Source organism: Hymenobacter rubidus (assembly GCF_016734815.1).
GTDB lineage: Bacteria > Bacteroidota > Bacteroidia > Cytophagales > Hymenobacteraceae > Hymenobacter > Hymenobacter rubidus.
Window position 1 is genome coordinate 275799 of sequence record NZ_JAERQF010000004.1, and the last position, 19635, is coordinate 295433.

Sequence of the window (19635 nt, forward strand, 5' to 3'; positions counted from 1 at the left end):
GACTGATTTAGTTGAACGTGTAGCGCAGGCCCAGCTGAATGCGGTAGCGCGACGATTCCGTGGTGACGTAACGGGTCGTGGTGTTCAGCGTTTGCACGTTCAGTGAAGTCGAGCCATCCGGCAACACCGTCCGCGCGTTGGTGATAGGGTTGAAGTTAAAACGCGGCTGGCCCGTAGCTTGGTCGAAATTGACGGCATCCAAGCTAATAGGGTTGTTGCGCTGTTGCGTCTGGCTTACACCCCAATTCCGGTTGATAAGATTGCCAATGTTGAACACGTCCAAGCTAAACTGCAGCGTGTTGCGGTTCTTACCAATGTTGGTGAACACGTCTTGCAGCAAGCGGGCATCGACAAAAGCCACCCAAGGCAATACGGCGCCGTTGCGCTCGGCAATTTCACCGCGGTGCTGGCTGAGGTATTTGTCTTGGTTGATGTAGTTGTCAAGGTCGGTCCACTGTTGGTCAGCACTATAAATAGTCTGCTGCGGGGTGCCACTGAACAGCGTCAGAGGGACGAGATTGATTTCGCTGCGAGTGCGCGGAATGTACATCAAGTCGTTGTTGCTCACGTTGTCACCATTTAAGTCGCCATTATACACGTACGAGAAACGGCCGTTGGGACCCAAATCGAGGAAACCGGAAAGCGTAGTGGCCAAGTGACCAATGTATTCTTTGCGGTACGAGAGCGAAGCAATAACGCGGTGCGAGCGCAGGAATTCTGAGTAGCCGAGGACGTTGGCATTGGGGTCGCCCGAGATGGGGCGTGCCGACCACAGCGAGAAGGGCGTCGAACCGCCGATGGCCACGTCGCGCGAGTCAGAGTAGGTGTAGCCCAAGCTGGCCGCGAGGCCATTGCTGAACGATTTTTGCAGCATGGCCGTCAGGGTATAGGAATAGCCTTTGTTGGTGTTACGCATCACGATGGCCCCGTCCGTGTTCACGATTTTAGGGCTTACTTGGAACGACTTCGTATTCAAAGCTGTCGGCAAGCGGTAGAGCTGACGGGTGTCGGCACCTTTGGCGTTGGCGAGGGGCTCCGGCAGGTTCACGTTGTCGAAGTACACCGCGTTGATGTCCTTCGTGAAAATAGCGTCCAGGGTCAGCACCACGTCGCCGGGCAGGCGCTGGTCAACCCCAAGGTTGGTGCGCCACACTTGCGGGAACTTGAAGTTGTGGTCCGTAACGGCCAGGTTGTAGGTAGCCGGCAGTTTGGTTTGGTCGATGGCTGCCGAAGTAGGAATATAGCCGGCCGTGGGGTTGAAAGCCACGCCGCTGGCGCTGTACACACCGCCGAGCAAGCCGTTGTTGCTGGCCTGGTTCGAAATCCATACGAAGGGCACGCGGCCGGTGAAGATACCGGTACCACCGCGCACCTGGGTTTTGCCGTCGTTGTTCACGTCCCAGTTCATGCCGATACGGGGCGAGAACATCACCGACGTTTTCTGCACCTGGTCGGTCAGAATCTGATAATCGCCGCGGAATTTGATGCTGGCCGCGTCGTTGTTGCGCTGCAGGTCGCTGAGGATAATCGGAACGTCGATGCGCAGACCGGTCGTAATCTTCAGGTTGGTTTTGGCGTTCCATTCATCCTGGGCATAGAAACCGAGCTGGGCAGCTTTGGTCTCGGCCAGGGGGAAGCTCAGGCTGGGGTTGCCGTTGTCCACGTTGAGCGGGTAGCGCACCGTGTAGTTGTTGGTAGCCGAGGCTAGGGGAACTGGAGTTCCATTAAGGTCTGGGTTTGCCGTGCCGTCGGCCATACGTGGTGCCGGCACCCCTTGGGCGTTTATTACGTAACCTGTGGAGGCGTAAAAGTCGCCGAGTGAGTTGAAGCGGTAGCGGCCATAGAGGTCGGGCGCAAAACCGTTGGCGAACTTGTAATACTCGTTGTAAGTGCCCAGCGTGAGCACGTGGTTGCCCACCGTCTTGCTGATGTTGTCCGACAGCTGATAGATGTCGGAGTTCAGGATGTTGATGGGCGAGAACAGCTCGTAGCCGAACGAAGTGAATTCGTTGTTGACAGCGCCGGGGCCGCTGGCATTGTACAGGATGTCAACAAACGGGAACGGCGAGCCGCCCAGCGAAGAACGGAAGTCGCGCTGGGCCGTGTAGCCAGCTTGCAGCTGGTTGGAGATGCCACCGCCGAGGGTGGAGTTCAACTCGGCAATAAACGAATTGAGGTTGTTGTTGATGCGGTAGTACGCTGCCTGATAGGGGAGCGTGTTGGTCGACATCGAGCGGCCACCCGTTACCGTGGGCGAGCCCGAGCCCGAGGGCGACACGTCGCGGTACGACTTCAGGTAGTTGTACTTAATGGAGAAGGTGTTCTTGGAGTTGATGTTCCAGTCCAGCTTGGCCGTAATCTTGTCCGAGTTCTGAGCCAGCTTGTAGCCTTCGTAGGGGCCCGTGCTGTAGTTGTATTTGTTTTTCAGGAAACCCGACAGCACGTCGAGGTCAGCGGCGCTGGCGGCCGAAGTCGTGCTGGTAGGGCTGGGCACGGGCAGGCCGGGGCGGTTGGCCACAAACGTGCCGGGCGGGTCGTCGCGGCGCTCCCCTTCCACGCTCACGAAGTAGAACAGCTTGTCTTTGATGATGGGACCGCCCACGCGCGCACCCAGCTGGGTCAGCGAGAAGTCCGGGAATTTCTGGTCGATGTCGCGCACTTTGCTGCCCACCAGGCTGCTGGAGCGACGGAAGCCGTAAACCGACGCCGAAATGTCGTTGGTACCCGAGCGGGTCACGGCGTTGATGCCGGCACCCGTGAACGAGCCCTGGCGCACGTCGTAGGGCGCCAGGTTCACCTGAATTTCCTGCAAGGCGTCCAGCGAGATGGGCTGGGCGTTGGCTTGGCCCCCCACTGTGCCGCTCAGGCCGAAGGAGTTGTTGAAGATGGCACCGTCGATGGTGATGTTGTTGAAGTTGCCGTTGCGGCCGGCGAAGCTGTTGTTGCCGGTGCCGCTGGCCTGCGGCGTGAGGCGGGTGAAGTCGGCAAACGAGCGGCTCAGCGAAGGCAGGCGCTCAATTTGCTCGCGCTGCACCGTGGTGCTGGCGCCGGTGCGGCCGGCGTTGATAACCGGGTCGCGGCGGCCGCTCACAGTCACTTCGGCCAGCTCGGTGGTGGCGTCGCTCAGGGTCTGGTCGAAGCGCTGGTTCTGGCCCAGGCTCAGGTAAATGCCCTCGCGGGAGAGGTCCTTGTAGCCTACAAACGTGACGCGCACCGTGTAGGGGCCGCCCACGCGCATGTTCTGGATGTTGAAGCGCCCGTCAGAGTTCGTAGGGGCTACGTACTGCGTGTTGGTGGGCGTGTGGATGGCAATAACGGTGGCGCCGGGCAGGCCCGCGCCGGTCTTGTCCGAAATAACACCGCTCATAGCGGCTGTCGTGGCGCCCTGGCTCCAGCCCAATCGGGCGGTCAGCAGCAGCAGCGCCAGTAACAGGAAATGGCGTAAACTTAGATGATTCATACAGGAAAGCTTTGGTGAAACAAGTGAGAATGGTGAGAAACGAAACAAAGGTAAGACCGGGCAATATCGGCCAATATTACGGAAATTTTACTATTGACCCGACGGGGCATATCGGCACTTTTAGGCTGCAAAGGTAGTCGGCACGCCTCACAATCGGGGCCGCACCGCCCGAATAAAACGGCTCAGGTAATAATCGGATTCCAAGCTATTTTCCACTACTCCCAGCGAAGTAGACGCGTGAATGAAATCAACACCCTCCTCATCCACCACCGTTACCAGGCCCACGTGCGTGATGGTGCGGCTGCCCGGCGAGGCCCCAAAAAATACTAAATCACCGGGTTGCAGGTCGGTGGTCTTCACCGGGTCGCCCCACACGGCCTGTTCGTTAGACGAGCGGGGAATCGTTACCCCGGCTTCGCCAAAGGAAAGTTGTAATAAACCAGAACAGTCGAGGCCCAGCCGCGTAGTGCCGCCGTAGAGGTAGGGAGTGCCCTGGTAGGAGCGGGCTGCCTCAATCACCGAGGCCAGCGTGCCCGTAGCGCTGCCCACGCGGGCCGGGCGCTTCACCACTACTTTGGTTTTGCCGCCGCTGGGCGTGGTACCCAGTACTTTGGTTTTGCCGGCGGGGCGTGCCACCACGCGGCTGCCGCCTTTTTTGAGGCGTACCATCTCGCGGGCCGAGCGGTACTGGCCGTCGCGGTAGTTGAGCTTGCGGTGGCAGCCTGCCAAAAGAGCCAAGGCCAGCAGCAGTGGTAGTATCTTCGTTGTCACCCTCCCCATCGGCCGCAAAGATAGTTTGCGCGGCCTTTCTAGTTTTGCCGCTCATGAATTTTAACGACCTGACCCCCGAACTCATTGTGGCCTTCGAGGCAATTGTGGGCCCCGCGCACGTGCTCACGGCCCAGCGCGCCGAAGCGGCCGCCACCGCCGATGCTTACGCCGACTACGGCCGCGACCACACCGAAGACTTTCACTATGCCCCCGACGTGGTGTTGCGCCCCGGCTCGGCCGAGGAAATTGGCGCCGTCATGCGCCTGTGCCACCAGCACCGCCTTCCCGTCACGCCCCGCGGGGCCGGCACTGGCCTGAGCGGCGGCGCGCTGCCCATCCACCACGGCGTGGTGCTCAGCACCGAGCGGCTCAACAACATCATTCAGATTGACGAGCGCAACCTGCAAGCCACCGTGGAGCCGGGCGTGATAAACGAGGTGTTTCAGAATGCGGTGAAGGAAGTGGGCCTGTTCTATCCGCCCGACCCGGCCAGCAAAGGCAGCTGCACCCTGGGCGGCAACCTGGCCCACAGCAGCGGCGGCCCCAAAGCCGTGAAATACGGCACCACCAAGGACTATGTGCTCAACCTGCAAGTGGTGCTGCCTACCGGCGACGTCATCTGGACGGCTGCCAACACCCTCAAAAATTCCACCGGCTACAACCTCACCCAACTGATGGTGGGTTCGGAGGGCACGTTGGGCATCATCACCAAAGTGGTGTTCCGGCTGCTGCCGTATCCGCAGCACAACATCCTGATGCTGGTGCCCTTCCGCCAGGAAGCCCAGGCCGCCGATGCCGTTTCGGCGGTATTCCGGGCCGGCATCATCCCCTCGGGCATGGAGTTTATGGAACGCGAAGCCATTGCCTGGTCTTCCGATTACCTGAAAATTCCGCTCACGCTGCCCGAAGACATCAAAGCCCACCTCCTCATTGAGTTGGATGGTCAGGACCTGGACCAGCTTTACAAAGAAGCCGAACAGGTGTACGGCGTACTCGAAACCTACGACGTGGGCGAAATCCTGCTGGCCGACACCGCCGGCCAGAAAGACGACCTCTGGCGCATCCGTCGCAACATTGGCAATTCGGTGCGCTACAACTCTGTGTATAAGGAAGAAGATACCGTGGTGCCCCGCGCCGAGCTGCCCACGCTCCTGAAGGGAGTAAAGGAAATCGGCACCCGCTACGGCTTCAAAAGCGTGTGCTACGGCCACGCCGGCGACGGCAACCTGCACGTTAACATCATTCGCGGCGACCTCGACGACGAGATGTGGAACGTGGGCCTGCGCCAGCCCATCAGCGAAATTTTCGAGCTTTGCGTGAAGCTGGGCGGCACCATTTCCGGCGAGCACGGCATCGGGCTGGTGCAGAAGGGCTACATCGGCATTGCCCTCAAAGAGGCCAACCTGAACCTGATGCGTGGCATCAAGGGCGTGTTTGACCCGCATGGGATTCTAAACCCGGGCAAGATTTTTTAGGCAGTCGTTTTCAATCCTGTCATCCTGAGCATCAGCAAAGGACCTTGGCGCGCTAGCATTGGTGGCAGCAAACCACTAGCACAAACCTGATAAGGTCCTTTGCTGCGCTCAGCATGACAGCATAAATCCGTTACACCGCCACCGTCGGCAGAAATTTTGGGGCCGTGCGGTGATGCGTGGCCTGTTCATACGCATACCCGAAAGCCAGCAACGGGCCTTCCTGGTAGGCCGACCCTACAAACGACAAGCCTACCGGCAGCCCCTGCACCTGCCCCATGGGCACGGTGAGGTGCGGGTAGCCGGCCATGGCCGCTGGCGAAGAAAAATCGACGCCCGTGGAGTAGTCGCCATTCACCCAATCGATGCACCAGGCCGGGCCCGTTGTCACGCCGATAATGGCCGTCAGGCGGTTGGCTTTCAGCAGCCCGTCGATGGCCTGGCGGGCGCCGGCCACAGTTTTTTGCACGGCGGCTTTGTACTTGGCATTGCCCAAGCCATCGGTGGCTTCGGCCCGAATCAGGGTTTCCTGCCCGAAAACAGGCATGGCCTCGGCGGCGTGGGCGTTGTTATAAGCAATGACGTCGGCCAGGTTTTTTACGGTGGCGCCCGCGCCGGCCAAGTATTTATTCACGCCCTCCTTGAATTCATAAAGCAATACGTCGAATTCGGCCTCGCCCAGCGGGTTTACCAGCTTGTTCAGTTCGACTTCGACTATTGTAGCGCCTTGGGCTTTGAGCGCGGCTACGGCTGCTTTTAGCAGCGCGGCCACTTTGGGCGGGCCGTTCAGGTGCGCTTTTTCCACGCCCAGGCGCTGGCCTTTTAGCGCATTGGGTTTGAGAAAAACCGTGTAATCGGGGGGGGGACCGGCCGGGATGGGCAGTTTGGCGGGGTCGGCGGGGTCGGGGCCGGCCAGTGCGCCCAGCAGCAGGGCCGCGTCGCGCACGGTGCGGGCCATGGGGCCGGCGGTGTCCTGCGTGCTCGAAATCGGAATAATTCCGCTACGGCTTAGTAGGCCTACCGTGGGCTTAAGACCCACCAACCCGTTCACCGACGAGGGCGACACCACCGAGCCGTCCGTTTCGGTGCCAATAGCCATGGCACAAAGGTTGGCGGCCACGGCCGCGCCCGAGCCGGAGCTGGAGCCGCTGGTGTTCCGGTCGAGTACGTAAGGGTTGCGGCTTTGGCGGCCCCGGCTGCTCCAGCCGCTCACCGAGTGCGAGGAGCGAAAGTTGGCCCACTCGCTGAGGTTGGTTTTGCCCAGCAGCACGGCTCCGGCGGCCCGCAGCTTCTGCACGATGAAGGCATCTTGCCGGGCCTTGTGGCCGACGAGCGCCGAAGCCCCGGCCGTGGTCATCATCTGGTCGCCGCTATCGATGTTGTCCTTTATCAGCACCGGAATGCCGTGCAGCGGGCCCCGCAGCTTGCCTGCTTTTCTGGCCTGGTCGAGGCCGTCGGCGAGGTTCAGGGCATCGGGGTTAATTTCGATAACGGCCCGCAGCATGGGCCCGGCTTCATTCAGGGCTTTGATGCGGGCAAGGTATTTCTCGCAGAGGCTACGGGCCGTCTCGGTCCCCTTGGCCATGCGCTCCTGCAAGTCGGCCACGGTCGCCTCGTGCAGCGCAAAGGGCTCATCGCCCGCTTTTTCAGGGCCTGTTGCTCCGGCTGCTTCTGCGCGAGTATCAGCGGCAGCCTTATCGGGAGTAGCATGACAGGCCACGGCGGGCAACAGCGCGGCGGTTAGGGCAACTCGGGTGCCCTGATTCAAAAAAAGACGACGGTCCATGGGTTGAGCGCAAAATGAGGGAGAGCACACGCCGTGTGTGCCGCCGCTGGCAATGATACAGCACAATTCCCGGCCAGAAACCAGTGCCGTGTGAATAATCCGACTTTCAACAAAACGAAAAGCCAGCCCCAGCAAGGGACCGGCTTTTCAGTGCGGCGAAAATACTTTTGAGCGGTGGCTTACGTAGCCTGCTGTCCTTTTAGCTTGTCCTCGCCACCATAGGGCGCGCCCGCTGTGATATCGCCGCGCAGGCCGCCGTGGTCCGTTGTGCGGGGGGCACCCGTCTGGCCGTCGGTGGGCACTTCGCTGGCCCCGGTGCCCGCGCCTGCCGTACCCGTAATCTCGGCAGCGCGGGCCACGTAACGGCGCTTCGCTTCTTCTTCGGGTACCCCCTTGAATTGGTTCCACGAATCCCACTGCGCCTGCGACAGGCCGGCCGGGCCATTGGCCTGGTCGGCAGCGGTTGCATCTACTTCACCGGGCTGCATATTTACGTCGCCTTCGGTGGCCTGCTTGTAAAGGCCGTAAAGTTCGGTCATATGCTTGGCCGCGACGTCGCCGGGAAGGTTGTTTATTTGCTGGGCGGCCGCTTGAAATTGTTCGTTAAGCTTCATGTGTTGGGGGCTCAGGGCGAAAAATGAGTGAATAACGTGGGCAGGGCGTGCTCAACAGTAGAAACCGCTTGAAAATCAGTAATCCACTGCGTCACACGACCCATCATGACACGGGGCTGCGAAAAATTTGCAGTCAATTGTGCTATCCACAATACCTCGGCGCGGACCTTTAGGTTGCGGGGGCGTACTTTTGCGAGCTACTATGTGCGGAATAACCGGAGTATTTGCTTTTACCGAAACAGGTCGTCAGTCACTGGCCAACCTGCAGGCGTCCACCGACGCCATCATCCGTCGCGGCCCCGATTCGGAAGGCCATTACGTGTACGACCAGTGCGGCCTGGGTTTTCGCCGGCTGGCCATCCTCGACCTGTCGGCCGACGGCAACCAGCCGATGACCGATGAGTCGGGGCGCTACACCATCGTCTTCAACGGCGAAATTTTTAATTACCGCGAGCTGCGCGAAAAGCTGATAAAGCGTGGCTGTCGCTTTCATTCGCAGACGGATACGGAGGTCATTCTCCAGCTCTACATCACCGAAGGGCGCAGCTTTATCAAGAAGCTGAACGGCTTTTTTGGCTTCGCTATCTACGACAAAGAAGAGAATTCACTGCTCATTGCCCGCGACCGTTTCGGTGTGAAGCCCCTGCTCATCTACCGCGACGAGGACAAGCTCTTCTTCGCTTCCGAGATGAAGTCCATCATGGCGCTGGGTGTGCCACGCAAGCTCGACTACGTGGCCCTGAGTCAATACCTGCAGCTCAACTACATTCCCGGCCCCGCCAGCATTTTCAAGGGCGTGAAGAAGATGCTGCCCGGCCACTACCTCTACATCAAGGACAACAAGGTGGTCGGCAAAGCGTGGTATAAAATCCCCTACGACCCCAAAAAAGTCGCCAAAAACAAGCTCAGCTACGAGCAGCAGCAAAAGAAGCTGGTCGAGCTAATGGACGGCGCCGTGCAGCGCCGCCTCGTGGCCGATGTGCCCTTGGGGGCCTTCCTCAGCGGCGGCATCGACTCCAGCGTGATTACGGCGCTGGCCGCCCGCCACACGCCGCACCTCAACACGTTCAGCATTGGTTTTAAAGACGAGCCTTTCTTCGACGAAACCAAGTACGCCAACCTCGTGGCCGCCCGCCACAAGACCAACCACACCGTTTTCTCGCTCACCAACGACGACCTGTTCGAGCACATCCACCAAATGCTGGACTACCTCGACGAGCCGTTTGCCGACTCCTCGGCCTTGGCGGTGTACATCCTCAGCCAGCGCACCCGCCAGCAAGTAACCGTAGCCCTGAGCGGCGACGGAGCCGATGAGATGTTTGGCGGCTACAACAAGCACATGGGCGAGTTTAAGGTGCGCCAAGGCGGTGTAGCGGCCGAAGCCGTGACGGCTCTGGGCTTCGTGTGGGACGCGCTGCCCAAGTCGCGCAACGGCTTCTTTGGCAACCGTATCCGTCAGCTCCAGCGCTTTTCGCGTGGCATGTTGGCCGGGGTAAAAGACCGGTACTGGGACTGGGCCAGCTTCGCCTCCGCCGCCGATGCCCGCAACCTGCTCAGCGCCGCCAGTCGCCGCAAAGTGGGCAAGAAGCTCGCCGCCAAGCGCCGCAAAGACATCTTGGAGCACCTCCACGCCGACGGCGACCTCAACGAGGTATTGCTCACGGACATGAACCTCGTGCTGCCCTACGACATGCTCACGAAAGTGGACCTGATGAGCATGGCCAACTCGCTGGAAGTCCGTACCCCATTCCTCGATTATAAAGTGGTCAACTTCGCCTTCTCGCTGCCCGTGAGCAGCAAGGTGGACGCCACCATGAAAAAGCGCATCGTCCAAGATGCATTCCGCTCCGAACTGCCGGCTGAGCTTTACGACCGTCCCAAGCACGGCTTTGAGGTGCCGCTGCTCAAGTGGATGCGCGGCGAACTGCGCTCCCTGATTGAAGACGATTTGCTACGCGATGAGTTCATCGAAAGCCAGGGCATCTTTGATGTGGAAGCCATTCGCGCCCTCAAAACCCAACTTTTCTCCCGCAGCCCCGGCGATGTACACGCCCGCATCTGGGGCCTCATTGTGTTCCAAACCTGGTGGAAGCAGTACATGGCCGGTGAAGCCAATGCCCTGTCGAAGTCGGTGAAAGGCATCCAATACTAATTTTACGCAGCTACAACCCAGTTTCTTCCCAAATACATTTCACATGAAAATAGCAGTAGTAGGTACCGGCTACGTCGGTTTGGTTACGGGTACATGTTTTGCCGAGGTTGGTATTGACGTGACCTGCATCGACATTGACCAGAAGAAAATAGACAATTTGCACAAAGGCATTTTGCCGATTTACGAGCCGGGCCTGGAGGAAATGGTAAGCCGCAACGTAGACAAAGGCCGTCTGCATTTTTCCACCAACCTGGCCGAGGCCATTCAGGGCTGCGACGTGGCCTTCATTGCGGTGGGTACGCCTCCCGGTGAAGACGGCTCGGCCGATTTGAAGTACGTGCTGGCCGTGGCCCGCGGCATTGGCGAAAACATGAGCAGCTACGGCGTCATCGTTACCAAAAGCACCGTGCCAGTGGGCACGGCTGCCAAAGTGCGCGCCGAGATTGAGCAAGCCCTGGCCAAGCGCAACGTCGAGGTTGCATTTGACGTGGCTTCCAACCCCGAATTCCTAAAAGAAGGTGCTGCCATCGACGACTTCCTGAAGCCCGACCGCATTGTGGTGGGTATCTCCTCCGACCGCGCCGAGGAGGTGATGCGCCGGTTATACAAGCCCTTCCTGCTCAACGGGCACCCCATCATTTTCATGGATATCCCGTCGGCGGAGATGACGAAATACGCGGCCAATTCTATGCTGGCCACGAAAATCAGCTTCATGAACGACATTGCCAACCTGTGCGAAATCATGGGCGCTGACGTAAACAAGGTGCGACAAGGCATTGGCTCCGATGCGCGCATTGGCACCAAGTTTATCTATCCAGGCATCGGCTACGGGGGCTCCTGCTTCCCCAAAGACGTGAAGGCACTCATCAAAACGGCCGAGGAAAACGGCTACCACATGCAGGTATTGAAGGCCGTGGAAAGCGTGAACGAGGACCAGAAATCGGTGCTGTTCAACAAAGTGAGCCGCCATTTCGGCGGCGAACTCAAGGGCCTGAAAATGGCGCTGTGGGGTTTGTCGTTCAAGCCTAAAACGGATGACATGCGCGAGGCGCCTTCGCTGGTTATCATCGAAAAATTGCTGGCTGCCGGCTGCACCGTGACGGCCTACGACCCCGTGGCCATGCCCGAAGCTGAGCATACACTCGGCGGTAGCATTACCTACGCGAAGGATGAATTCGCCGCCCTGATTGATGCCGACGCGTTGTTGGTGATAACGGAGTGGCCGGATTTCCGCTCGCCCAACTTTGATGTAGTGGCGCGCCTGATGAAGCAAAAAGTCATTTTCGATGGCCGTAACATCTACGACGCCAATGAATTGAAAAGCCTTGGCTTCGCCTATCACTGCATTGGCGTGAAAACCGACCACAAAGAGCCCATAAAGGCCTAGCATATTAAAAAGAACGTGGTGCGGCAGTTGCGCCCAGCATGACCAACGAATTGACAAATTCCCAATGGCTGAAGAAAAAAAACGTGTCCTTATCACCGGCGGTGCCGGTTTTCTGGGCTCACATCTCTGCGACCGGTTCCTGGCCGAAGGCTACCACGTGGTAGCAATGGATAACTTGATTACAGGTTCACTCCAAAACATCGAGCACCTGTTTGGCCGGCCCGATTTTGAGTTCCACCAAGCCGATGTAAGCAAGTTCGTATTCGTGCCCGGCAAGCTGGATTATATCCTGCATTTCGCCTCGCCCGCCTCGCCCATCGACTACCTGAAGATACCGATTCAGACCCTGAAAGTCGGTTCGCTCGGCACGCACAATTTGCTGGGCCTGGCCCGCGTGAAAGGCGCCCGCATGCTAATTGCCAGCACTTCGGAAGTGTATGGTGACCCTGAAATCCATCCCCAGGTAGAAGAGTATTTCGGCAACGTGAACCCCGTCGGCCCTCGTGGCTGCTACGACGAGGCCAAGCGCTTCCAGGAAGCCATTACCATGGCCTACCACAACCACCACGGCCTGGAAACCCGCATCATCCGCATTTTCAATACCTATGGCCCGCGCATGCGCTTGGACGATGGCCGTGTGTTGCCGGCTTTCCTCTCGCAGGCTCTGCGTGGCGAAAACCTAACCGTATTCGGCGACGGTTCCCAGACCCGCTCGTTCTGCTATGTTGACGACTTGGTCGAAGGCATATATCGCCTGTTGCTGAGTGACTACCACCTGCCTGTGAACATCGGCAATCCGTCGGAAATCACCATCAAGGAATTCGGCGAAGAAATTGCGCGCCTCACCGGCGTTGAGTTTAAGCCTACTTATCAGGCATTGCCTGAGAACGACCCCATGAAGCGCCGTCCAGACATTACCAAGGCCAAGGAAATTCTGGGCTGGGAACCCAAGGTGGACCGCGCCGAAGGCCTGCGTCGCACGCTGGAATATTTTAAAGAACACGTTAAGTAATTGGTAATGATAAGCCGCTAGTAGCCGAAAGGACCACCGGCTTATGCTAACTCTAAGTGCATGGCCGAATATCCTGCCCCATATCTTATCCAGTTTCCAAAGCTGGGGGCGCCGGATATCGGCTACATTTCGGTAAGTGAAAATGTTCAGGGCCCGTTGCCGTTTGCCGTGCAACGGGTCTTTTGGACGTACTACACGCCGGAAAGCATTGTGCGGGGCCGTCATGCCCACATGCTTACTGAGCAGGTCGTAATTGCCGTGTCTGGACGCATCACCCTGACTACAGAGCTAGCTGACGGGACCATCCATATTTTCCGTTTGGAAGACCCCAACGTAGGGCTTTACGTGCCGCCGTGCTCCTGGCACACCATGCAGTATTCGCACTCAGCTGTGCAGTTGGTATTGGCGTCCCAGCCCTTTTCGGCCGCCGATTACATCCGGGATTACGAAGAATTTCGTCGGATATGGGCCCCCAAGTCTTAGCCGAACTGGTTGCTGCTCGGGAAGCCGCACTGACCTACTATTCGCCCTACTATTTTCTGCGGCACTTATCCGTCTCGCGGCAGCAGGCGCTTTTTGGAACGGGCCTGGTATTGGCCTGGGGGCAGAAACCCGGAACCGAGGTGTATGATAGTCCGGGGACCCAATGGCTAATGCAGCAACTATCATGGGACACCGATTATTTTGGCGTGCCGATGTTTCGCGTCTTCACGGGTCTTTTTAAGAACGGCACTACCGTTCAGGATTTAGTAGAAGCTGCCCAGAACCTACGCCTTCAACTATCTACCCGTCATCCAACGCACCATGCCTTTGCTATCGTACCTGCCGAAGACATCCGACTTCTGCAGGGCCTTACCGGGGCGGGCTGGAGTCTCGTAGAAACCCGTTTAACCTATTACCGGGACAAACTTTCGCAGTTTACTCATGCATCGTATCCTGTTCGCGCCGCCGAGGCAGGAGAGGCCGCACTTATCGGACGCATCGCCGCCGCTGCCAGAAATCCCTATGACCGGGTACATGCTGACCCTTGGTTTGGAGACGTTCGGGCCGATGTGTATTTGGCGCGCTACGCCGAAAATACAGTTGCCGCGGGCTTGGCCACCACCGTGTTAGTGCCCGATATAGCCGGGCTAGCGGTAGATTCCTTTTTAGCTATTAGTGATTTAGAGACCGATGCCGTTGCATTGGGTACTCGGCTTTCGCGGGTCTTGCTCACCGCAGTAGGAGCGGCTAATCGGGGCTGGCACGTGAAACTGGTTGCTGAAACCCTGCACCGCGCCCAAACGCTTGGCCATGAGGCTGTACTCATGACAACCCCTGCCACCAATCACGCCGTATTCCGAACGTGCGAGAAGCTTGGCTTCCGTTTAGGAGCGACAAGTCACGTATTGGCGTGTCATAGCCGTTAACTTTGCCCCATGAATGTTCCGGCATTTTCATTCGAGCCCCAGCACGCCCCATTGCGAGAAGCACTGATGGCCGCATTTACCCGCGTGTATGACTCACAGTGGTATGTACTGGGCAATGAAGTGGAACAGTTCGAACAAGAATATGCCTCCTTTAATCAAGTAGCGCATGCCGTAGGTGTCGCCAATGGCCTTGATGCCTTGGTGTTAGCGCTGCGCGCTTTGGGGATTGGCCCCGGTGACGAGGTTATTGTTCCGTCCAATACCTACATCGCGACTTGGCTGGCCGTTACGCAGGTGGGGGCCACCCTTGTACCTGTAGAGCCAGACCCCGCCACGAGCAACCTCGACCCCAATGGCATTGGGGTAGCTATTACGCCCCGCACCAAGGCTATTATGCCGGTTCATCTGTACGGTCAGGCTTGCCGCATGCCCGAAATAATGGCTTTAGCAACGGAACATGGTCTTTTTGTGGTGGAAGACAATGCCCAGGCTCAAGGAGCAGCATTTGCCGGCATTCCTACGGGTAGCTTTGGCCATGTCAATGGCACAAGCTTTTACCCAAGCAAAAATTTGGGTGCCCTGGGCGATGCCGGTGCCGTGACTACCAATTCAGCAGAACTTGCACAGAAAGTGCGCGTGCTGCGCAACTACGGGTCACAGCAGAAGTATTATAATGAAGCCTTGGGATACAACTCCCGCCTCGATGAGCTGCAGGCCGCACTACTCCGCGTAAAATTACCAGAATTGCCCCGCTGGACCCAGCAACGTCAGCAGATAGCCGCTTGGTACGACCAGCATTTAGCCAACATTCCGCAGTTGCGCCTGCCCATCATCGCCGATGGAGCCACCCACGTCTTTCATCAGTATGTAGTACACACACCGTTTCGCGCTGAGCTGCACCAACACCTGACTTCCCTAAGTATTGGTGTTCAGGTGCACTACCCGTTGCCCCCGCACCTCCAACAAGCGTATCAGTCTTTGCAGTTGCCAGCCGGAAGCTTTCCCGTTGCGGAAGAACTGGCAGCTACCTGCCTCAGCTTGCCCATGTGGCCTGGCATGAATGAAGCTCAGGTCCAAGCCGTTGCGGGCGCTATCCGTTCCTTTCAGCACCAATAACGGATATGCCTACTCTATCCATTATTGTTCCATGCTACTTCAACGAGGAGAATATCCCCGTTACGGTGCAGGAACTATTGGCCAACGAAGCTAACTTCCCCCCGGAAGTAAGCTTCGAATATGTGTTTGTGAACGATGGCTCCGGTGATAATACCTTGCGTGAACTATTACGGGCCCAAACACTGCACCCTTACCGCATACGGGTGGTCGACCTAGTTGCCAATGTGGGCTCCTACAACGCCATTATTGCAGGCATGGCCCACGCTTCCGGCGAGTGCCTATCAGTTATTACTGCCGATTTGCAGGACCCGCCCGAATTAATGGTGCAGATGTATGAGTATTGGAAACAAGGCTTCAAATTAGTGATAGGAAACCGGCAGCAACGGGAGGAAACAGGCTTTTCACAACTATTAGCCGCCGGCTTCCATTGGCTAATGAAGCGCTTAGCCCTTCATAATATTCCCGAAGGCGGCTTTGATTTTGTCTTCTTTGACCGTCAGGTATCAGAAGAAGTGGTAAAGTTACAAGAGCGCAATTCCAACGTTTTTTACCTTATGGTTTGGATGGGATTTACTTATGTCAACATCCCTTATGTGCGGCGTAAGCGGACCATTGGCAAATCGCGTTGGACACTATCCAAAAAAATTAAGCTTCTGGTTGACTCGCTATTGGCCTTTTCATTTGTACCCATTCGCGCTATTTCGGTGGTGGGCTTGGTGCTTGGGCTCACGGCTTTACTTTACGGCTTCTACGTAATCGCCCTAAAGATTTTACATCCTGACGAACCAGCAGGCTGGACAACACTCATGGTTGTTCTGTTATTCGTTTCCGCTTTCCAGATGGTTGCTCTGGGAGTTATCGGTGAGTATGTGTGGCGCGGCTTGGATGCAGCGCGTAACCGGCCTCTGTATATGGTCAAAAGCTTTTACGCGCCTAAAATGGCAAATTATTTGTAGAAATTCTCATTAGCCAAGTATAGTTTGGGTAATAATACTATTTCAGTGCAATTGACATTGCAATTGCCTGTGACACGCTCAGAAAAACACTGAAAAACCTAAAGCTTAAATTGATATGAACACGAGTGAGGAAAAATCCAAATTAGCAATGGTTTACTTAGCTTATGGGCTAGAGTCAGGTAAATATCAGGCTATACTCTCAATATATACATTATGTCATCATATTGGAGCTAATATCAACGATTTTTTAATTGTTATTTACACTGATAGTAGTTGTGCTTTGTTTGATAAATACTTGACAGGGCTTCCTGTGAAATTAGAAATTATTTCTAGAGAACAAATAAAGCAATTTCGTGGTCCGGATGATTTTGTTTTCCGTATAAAACCCCTTATTCTGAAAGAGTTTTTTTTAAAATATAAGTGTAATTTGCTTTACGTTGATACAGATACTTATTTTTTGCATAATCCAATGCCATTATTTCAGAATATCAAGCCAGGTTATTCAATTATGAATATTGAAGAATATAATTTTGTTGATGCTGGGCCCATTGAGCCTATTCATTGGTTCAGCTTACGGCAAGCTCTTAAGCGTTACAAGTATTCTATAGGTGGTCAAGAAGTCACAATACCCATTGCAACCATGATGTGGAATGCTGGAATTATTGGCATAAGCTACAAAGATTGCAAATTGGTTGATTCAATTATCGAACTCACCGATGAAATATATAGCAAATGCTCTGCTTTTATAGTGGAGCAATTTGCGACATCCTATATTTTGCAAACTCACACTACTGTGAAATCCACTGAAAACTATATAGAGCATTATTGGATAAAGGGATTAAAAAATGTTTTTAACATTATGATTCCTCGGTTTCTAAAACAAAATAGCGATAAGTCTGGCCGCAATTTATACGAAGCAGCCTTTAATTTTGCTTTGTCTACCGTTCAATTACCTCATTTGCATACTGAGCCACTTGTCGAAAGAATAAAAAAGCGGATGAAGCTTATAATTAAGGTTGCACGCAAAGGGCACTTGTGAAATATGATGATGCAATCACATTAGTATTAGTATATGTGTGCTTGCATAGCAGTATGTACAAAAACAAGTATTTAATCGAGCAATTTTGAACACGTAAATTAAAATTTGCCAAATGTTGACTACTTGTATCATTGGAGGAGCTGGATTTATAGGCAGAGCCGTAGTTGAAGAACTTCTTTTGCGCGGTGACCGTAAATTAGTCGTGGTTGGCCGCGAAAACGAAGCACCTCATTTACCGGATGGGGTGCGTTATGTACACCATCCACTCGAAACCTCTGACGAACTCATGACGCAAACTCTGAGCAGTGTTGACGAAATTGTGGATTTAGCATATGCCACCGTTCCTCAGACTAGTTTCCAAAACCCAGTTCATGATATCTTGGTTAACATTCCGGAAACCGTACGATTGTTCGAACATGCTGCCAAACACCCTCTACGCAAGTTTGTATGGATTTCATCAGGTGGCACGGTGTATGGTCCCGCGCAGTTCCTGCCTCTTACTGAAGGCCACCCAACTAATCCAATTTCGCCTTACGGCATTACCAAATTGGCGCTCGAGAAATACGCACACTTTTACTACCATATGACTCAGTTGCCCATTGTGTGCGTTCGGCCAGCTAACGCTTTTGGAGAAGGACAACGAGTATACGCGGGCCAAGGCTTTATTGGAACAGCCATTGCTTCCTTGCTAGACAGAAGGATTATAAACATCTTTGGGCAAGAAGGCACAGTAAGAGACTACTTACATGTGCAAGACATGGCAAGTGGGATTGTTGCCGCATTAATTGACGGCCAGCCAGGCGAGGTTTATAATATTGGTAGCGGTATAGGTTACAGCAATAAGCAAGTGCTTGATTTTTTGTTGCCATTAGCTGCTGCCCAAGGCATTGAATCACGTATCCAAGTATTGCCTGCTAGGCTATTCGATGTGAAAATCAATATATTAGATACTACAAAATTGCTTAATCATACTGGATGGCAGCCAGTAGCCCCATTTGAGGAAATGCTTGAGCGTACGTGGAACTGGTATGTCGCCAATTATGTGCGCGCGCCCGTGAATTAGCTTTTACTACAAATTCCAATTGCTACAATTATCCGTAGCGAAATTATTAATCCATCTTGGATACGGAGATAGTGTCTTTCTAACTAAATATTTTTTTCGACAATGGATATTGGTACTGGCAATCGCCTGCGCATTGGCTTCATCACCAGCACCGACCCTCTCAACCGGCGCTCGTGGTCAGGGGTACACTATTCTATTTTTAAAGCCTTAGAGCGTAACCTAGGTGAAGTGATTGCACTAGGGCCCATACACATGCGTTGGCCCTTTGCACTTGGTGACCGACTCAACAGCTGGTTGATTGGGCCTCTTCTTCGTAAGCGCTACCATTACGGGTGGAGTGTTGCTGTAGCACGGTGGTATTCTTGGGTTTTCAAACGTAAGCTTGCACGTCAACACTTTGATTTGTTGGTAGCTCCAGCAGCTTTCACAGAAATTGCATATCTAAGCACTAAAATACCCATTGTATATATAGAAGATTCCACCCTAACACAGCTAATCGACTTTTACCCAGGCCTAACAGGTTTATTAGATATAAGCAAATCTGAGTTGAATCATTTGGAGAAAAGAGCACTAAGCCAAGCCAGTCTTGTATGTTATTCTTCTAATTGGGCCGCAACATCCGCTCGGCAGGACTACGATATATCGGCTGGTAAAGTAACAGTCATCCCTTTTGGTGCAAACTACCCTTTTCCACCTACCCACGACGAAGCGTTACGCCACCAATTGTTACCTAGTGGCTGTCGCCTGTTCTTGCTTGGGGGCGAGTGGGGACGAAAGGGAGGAGACATAGCCTATGGTACCATGATAACGCTTCAGGAATTAGGTATACCTGCTACGCTGACAGTAGTCGGTTGCACTCCACCTGACCCCGAAAACTACATTAATCCGGGTTTCCGCACTATTCCGTACTTGAATATGGGTATTGCGGCTGACCAAGCCCAACTTCATGAACTTTTCAGTACGGCTGACTTCTTTTTAATGCCTTCTCGGGCTGAGTGCGCTGCTATTGCCTTCTGCGACGCAAATGCTTTTGGCTTACCAGTCTTCACCACTAATGTTGGGGGAATTAGCAGCTTCATACAAGAGGGAGTGAATGGCTTTATGCTCCCATTGTCAGCCACTGGGCACGATTTTGCACTTCGTATACAAAAAATATTGGCTGATCCGACTTCATACCAGCAATTACGATATAGAAGCCGGCAACAGTACGAACACACGCTTAATTGGGATGTATGGTCTAAGAAGTTGCAACAAGTGCTGTACGAGCGCAATATCTTACTAGAGCGGGTTTCAAGTTAGTGTACGTGGTAGCCACAATGGCCAAACCAGTTTTTAGCGTCCTGTTCGCTTATCCATTCCGTGGCGGTCTGGATAACGCTTTCCAGCGCCTCTCGGGTG

15 protein-coding genes are annotated in these 19635 nt (G+C 55.0%); 11 read left to right on the forward strand and 4 right to left on the reverse strand.

Features of this window, described 5'->3' with window-relative positions; all coding sequences use genetic code 11:
• Nucleotides 1-7: 7 nt before the first annotated feature.
• On the reverse strand, nt 8-3460 hold the full coding sequence (locus JKL48_RS05275; RefSeq protein ID WP_201979497.1) for a TonB-dependent receptor: 3453 nt from the start codon (nt 3458-3460) through the stop codon (nt 8-10).
• 147 nt (nt 3461-3607) lie between these two features.
• On the reverse strand, nt 3608-4198 hold the full coding sequence (locus JKL48_RS05280; protein ID WP_236668624.1) for a C40 family peptidase: 591 nt from the start codon (nt 4196-4198) through the stop codon (nt 3608-3610).
• A gap of 86 nt (nt 4199-4284) precedes the next feature.
• On the opposite strand from JKL48_RS05280, the gene JKL48_RS05285 reads away from it, so the two are divergent.
• Nucleotides 4285-5706 (forward strand): FAD-binding oxidoreductase, encoded by a 1422-nt coding sequence (locus tag JKL48_RS05285; RefSeq protein WP_201979503.1) that lies wholly within the window; start codon nt 4285-4287, stop codon nt 5704-5706.
• Nucleotides 5707-5836: 130 nt separating this feature from the next.
• Here the strand turns inward: JKL48_RS05285 and JKL48_RS05290 are convergent, their stop codons facing one another.
• Both JKL48_RS05290 and JKL48_RS05295 read right to left on the reverse strand, forming a co-directional pair.
• On the reverse strand, nt 5837-7489 hold the full coding sequence (locus JKL48_RS05290) for an amidase (RefSeq protein ID WP_201979507.1): 1653 nt from the start codon (nt 7487-7489) through the stop codon (nt 5837-5839).
• 179 nt (nt 7490-7668) lie between these two features.
• Entirely contained in the window at nt 7669-8103 is a 435-nt protein-coding gene (locus JKL48_RS05295; protein ID WP_201979510.1) for an acyl-CoA-binding protein, read from the reverse strand.
• A 202-nt stretch (nt 8104-8305) separates the two neighbouring features.
• Here JKL48_RS05295 and asnB point away from each other — a divergent pair, with 202 nt between their 5' ends.
• From asnB to JKL48_RS05345, 10 genes are all read left to right on the forward strand, one after another.
• Nucleotides 8306-10255 (forward strand): asparagine synthase (glutamine-hydrolyzing), encoded by a 1950-nt coding sequence (gene asnB / locus JKL48_RS05300; protein WP_201979513.1) that lies wholly within the window; start codon nt 8306-8308, stop codon nt 10253-10255.
• 43 nt (nt 10256-10298) lie between these two features.
• Entirely contained in the window at nt 10299-11642 is a 1344-nt protein-coding gene (locus tag JKL48_RS05305) for a UDP-glucose dehydrogenase family protein (protein WP_201979516.1), read from the forward strand.
• A gap of 64 nt (nt 11643-11706) precedes the next feature.
• The gene (locus JKL48_RS05310) at nt 11707-12654 is read left to right on the forward strand and encodes a UDP-glucuronic acid decarboxylase family protein (protein WP_201979519.1); all 948 of its coding nucleotides are present in this window, start codon (nt 11707-11709) and stop codon (nt 12652-12654) included.
• Between the two features lie 60 nt (nt 12655-12714).
• The gene (locus JKL48_RS05315) at nt 12715-13137 is read left to right on the forward strand and encodes a sugar 3,4-ketoisomerase (RefSeq protein ID WP_201979522.1); all 423 of its coding nucleotides are present in this window, start codon (nt 12715-12717) and stop codon (nt 13135-13137) included.
• On the forward strand, nt 13119-14063 hold the full coding sequence (locus JKL48_RS05320) for a hypothetical protein (protein WP_201979525.1): 945 nt from the start codon (nt 13119-13121) through the stop codon (nt 14061-14063). The genes JKL48_RS05315 and JKL48_RS05320 overlap by 19 nt, the downstream gene beginning before the upstream one ends.
• Nucleotides 14064-14072: 9 nt before the next feature.
• Entirely contained in the window at nt 14073-15179 is a 1107-nt protein-coding gene (locus tag JKL48_RS05325; protein ID WP_201979528.1) for a DegT/DnrJ/EryC1/StrS family aminotransferase, read from the forward strand.
• 5 nt (nt 15180-15184) lie between these two features.
• Nucleotides 15185-16135, forward strand: coding sequence for a glycosyltransferase family 2 protein (locus tag JKL48_RS05330; protein ID WP_201979532.1), 951 nt, complete (start codon nt 15185-15187; stop codon nt 16133-16135).
• A gap of 115 nt (nt 16136-16250) precedes the next feature.
• A complete protein-coding gene (locus JKL48_RS05335; protein ID WP_201979535.1) occupies nt 16251-17174 on the forward strand; it encodes a hypothetical protein in 924 nt (307 codons plus the stop codon).
• A 112-nt stretch (nt 17175-17286) separates the two neighbouring features.
• Nucleotides 17287-18237 carry an NAD-dependent epimerase/dehydratase family protein gene (locus JKL48_RS05340; RefSeq protein WP_201979538.1) on the forward strand — a complete coding sequence of 317 codons (951 nt, stop codon included), beginning with the start codon at nt 17287-17289 and terminating at the stop codon, nt 18235-18237.
• A 102-nt stretch (nt 18238-18339) separates the two neighbouring features.
• The gene (locus tag JKL48_RS05345) at nt 18340-19536 is read left to right on the forward strand and encodes a glycosyltransferase family 4 protein (RefSeq protein ID WP_201979540.1); all 1197 of its coding nucleotides are present in this window, start codon (nt 18340-18342) and stop codon (nt 19534-19536) included.
• The last annotated feature ends 99 nt before the right edge of the window (nt 19537-19635 follow it).

Excerpts from the sequence above, each read along its gene's own strand:
- JKL48_RS05275 (WP_201979497.1), bottom strand. The coding sequence starts at position 3,460 with ATGAATCATCTAAGTTTACGCCATTTCCTGTTACTGGCGCTGCTGCTG.
- JKL48_RS05285 (WP_201979503.1), top strand. The coding sequence starts at position 4,285 with ATGAATTTTAACGACCTGACCCCCGAACTCATTGTGGCCTTCGAGGCA.
- JKL48_RS05290 (WP_201979507.1), bottom strand. The coding sequence starts at position 7,489 with ATGGACCGTCGTCTTTTTTTGAATCAGGGCACCCGAGTTGCCCTAACC.
- JKL48_RS05295 (WP_201979510.1), bottom strand. The coding sequence starts at position 8,103 with ATGAAGCTTAACGAACAATTTCAAGCGGCCGCCCAGCAAATAAACAAC.
- asnB (WP_201979513.1), top strand. The coding sequence starts at position 8,306 with ATGTGCGGAATAACCGGAGTATTTGCTTTTACCGAAACAGGTCGTCAG.
- JKL48_RS05305 (WP_201979516.1), top strand. The coding sequence starts at position 10,299 with ATGAAAATAGCAGTAGTAGGTACCGGCTACGTCGGTTTGGTTACGGGT.
- JKL48_RS05310 (WP_201979519.1), top strand. The coding sequence starts at position 11,707 with ATGGCTGAAGAAAAAAAACGTGTCCTTATCACCGGCGGTGCCGGTTTT.
- JKL48_RS05315 (WP_201979522.1), top strand. The coding sequence starts at position 12,715 with ATGGCCGAATATCCTGCCCCATATCTTATCCAGTTTCCAAAGCTGGGG.
- JKL48_RS05320 (WP_201979525.1), top strand. The coding sequence starts at position 13,119 with ATGGGCCCCCAAGTCTTAGCCGAACTGGTTGCTGCTCGGGAAGCCGCA.
- JKL48_RS05325 (WP_201979528.1), top strand. The coding sequence starts at position 14,073 with ATGAATGTTCCGGCATTTTCATTCGAGCCCCAGCACGCCCCATTGCGA.
- JKL48_RS05330 (WP_201979532.1), top strand. The coding sequence starts at position 15,185 with ATGCCTACTCTATCCATTATTGTTCCATGCTACTTCAACGAGGAGAAT.
- JKL48_RS05335 (WP_201979535.1), top strand. The coding sequence starts at position 16,251 with ATGAACACGAGTGAGGAAAAATCCAAATTAGCAATGGTTTACTTAGCT.
- JKL48_RS05340 (WP_201979538.1), top strand. The coding sequence starts at position 17,287 with ATGTTGACTACTTGTATCATTGGAGGAGCTGGATTTATAGGCAGAGCC.
- JKL48_RS05345 (WP_201979540.1), top strand. The coding sequence starts at position 18,340 with ATGGATATTGGTACTGGCAATCGCCTGCGCATTGGCTTCATCACCAGC.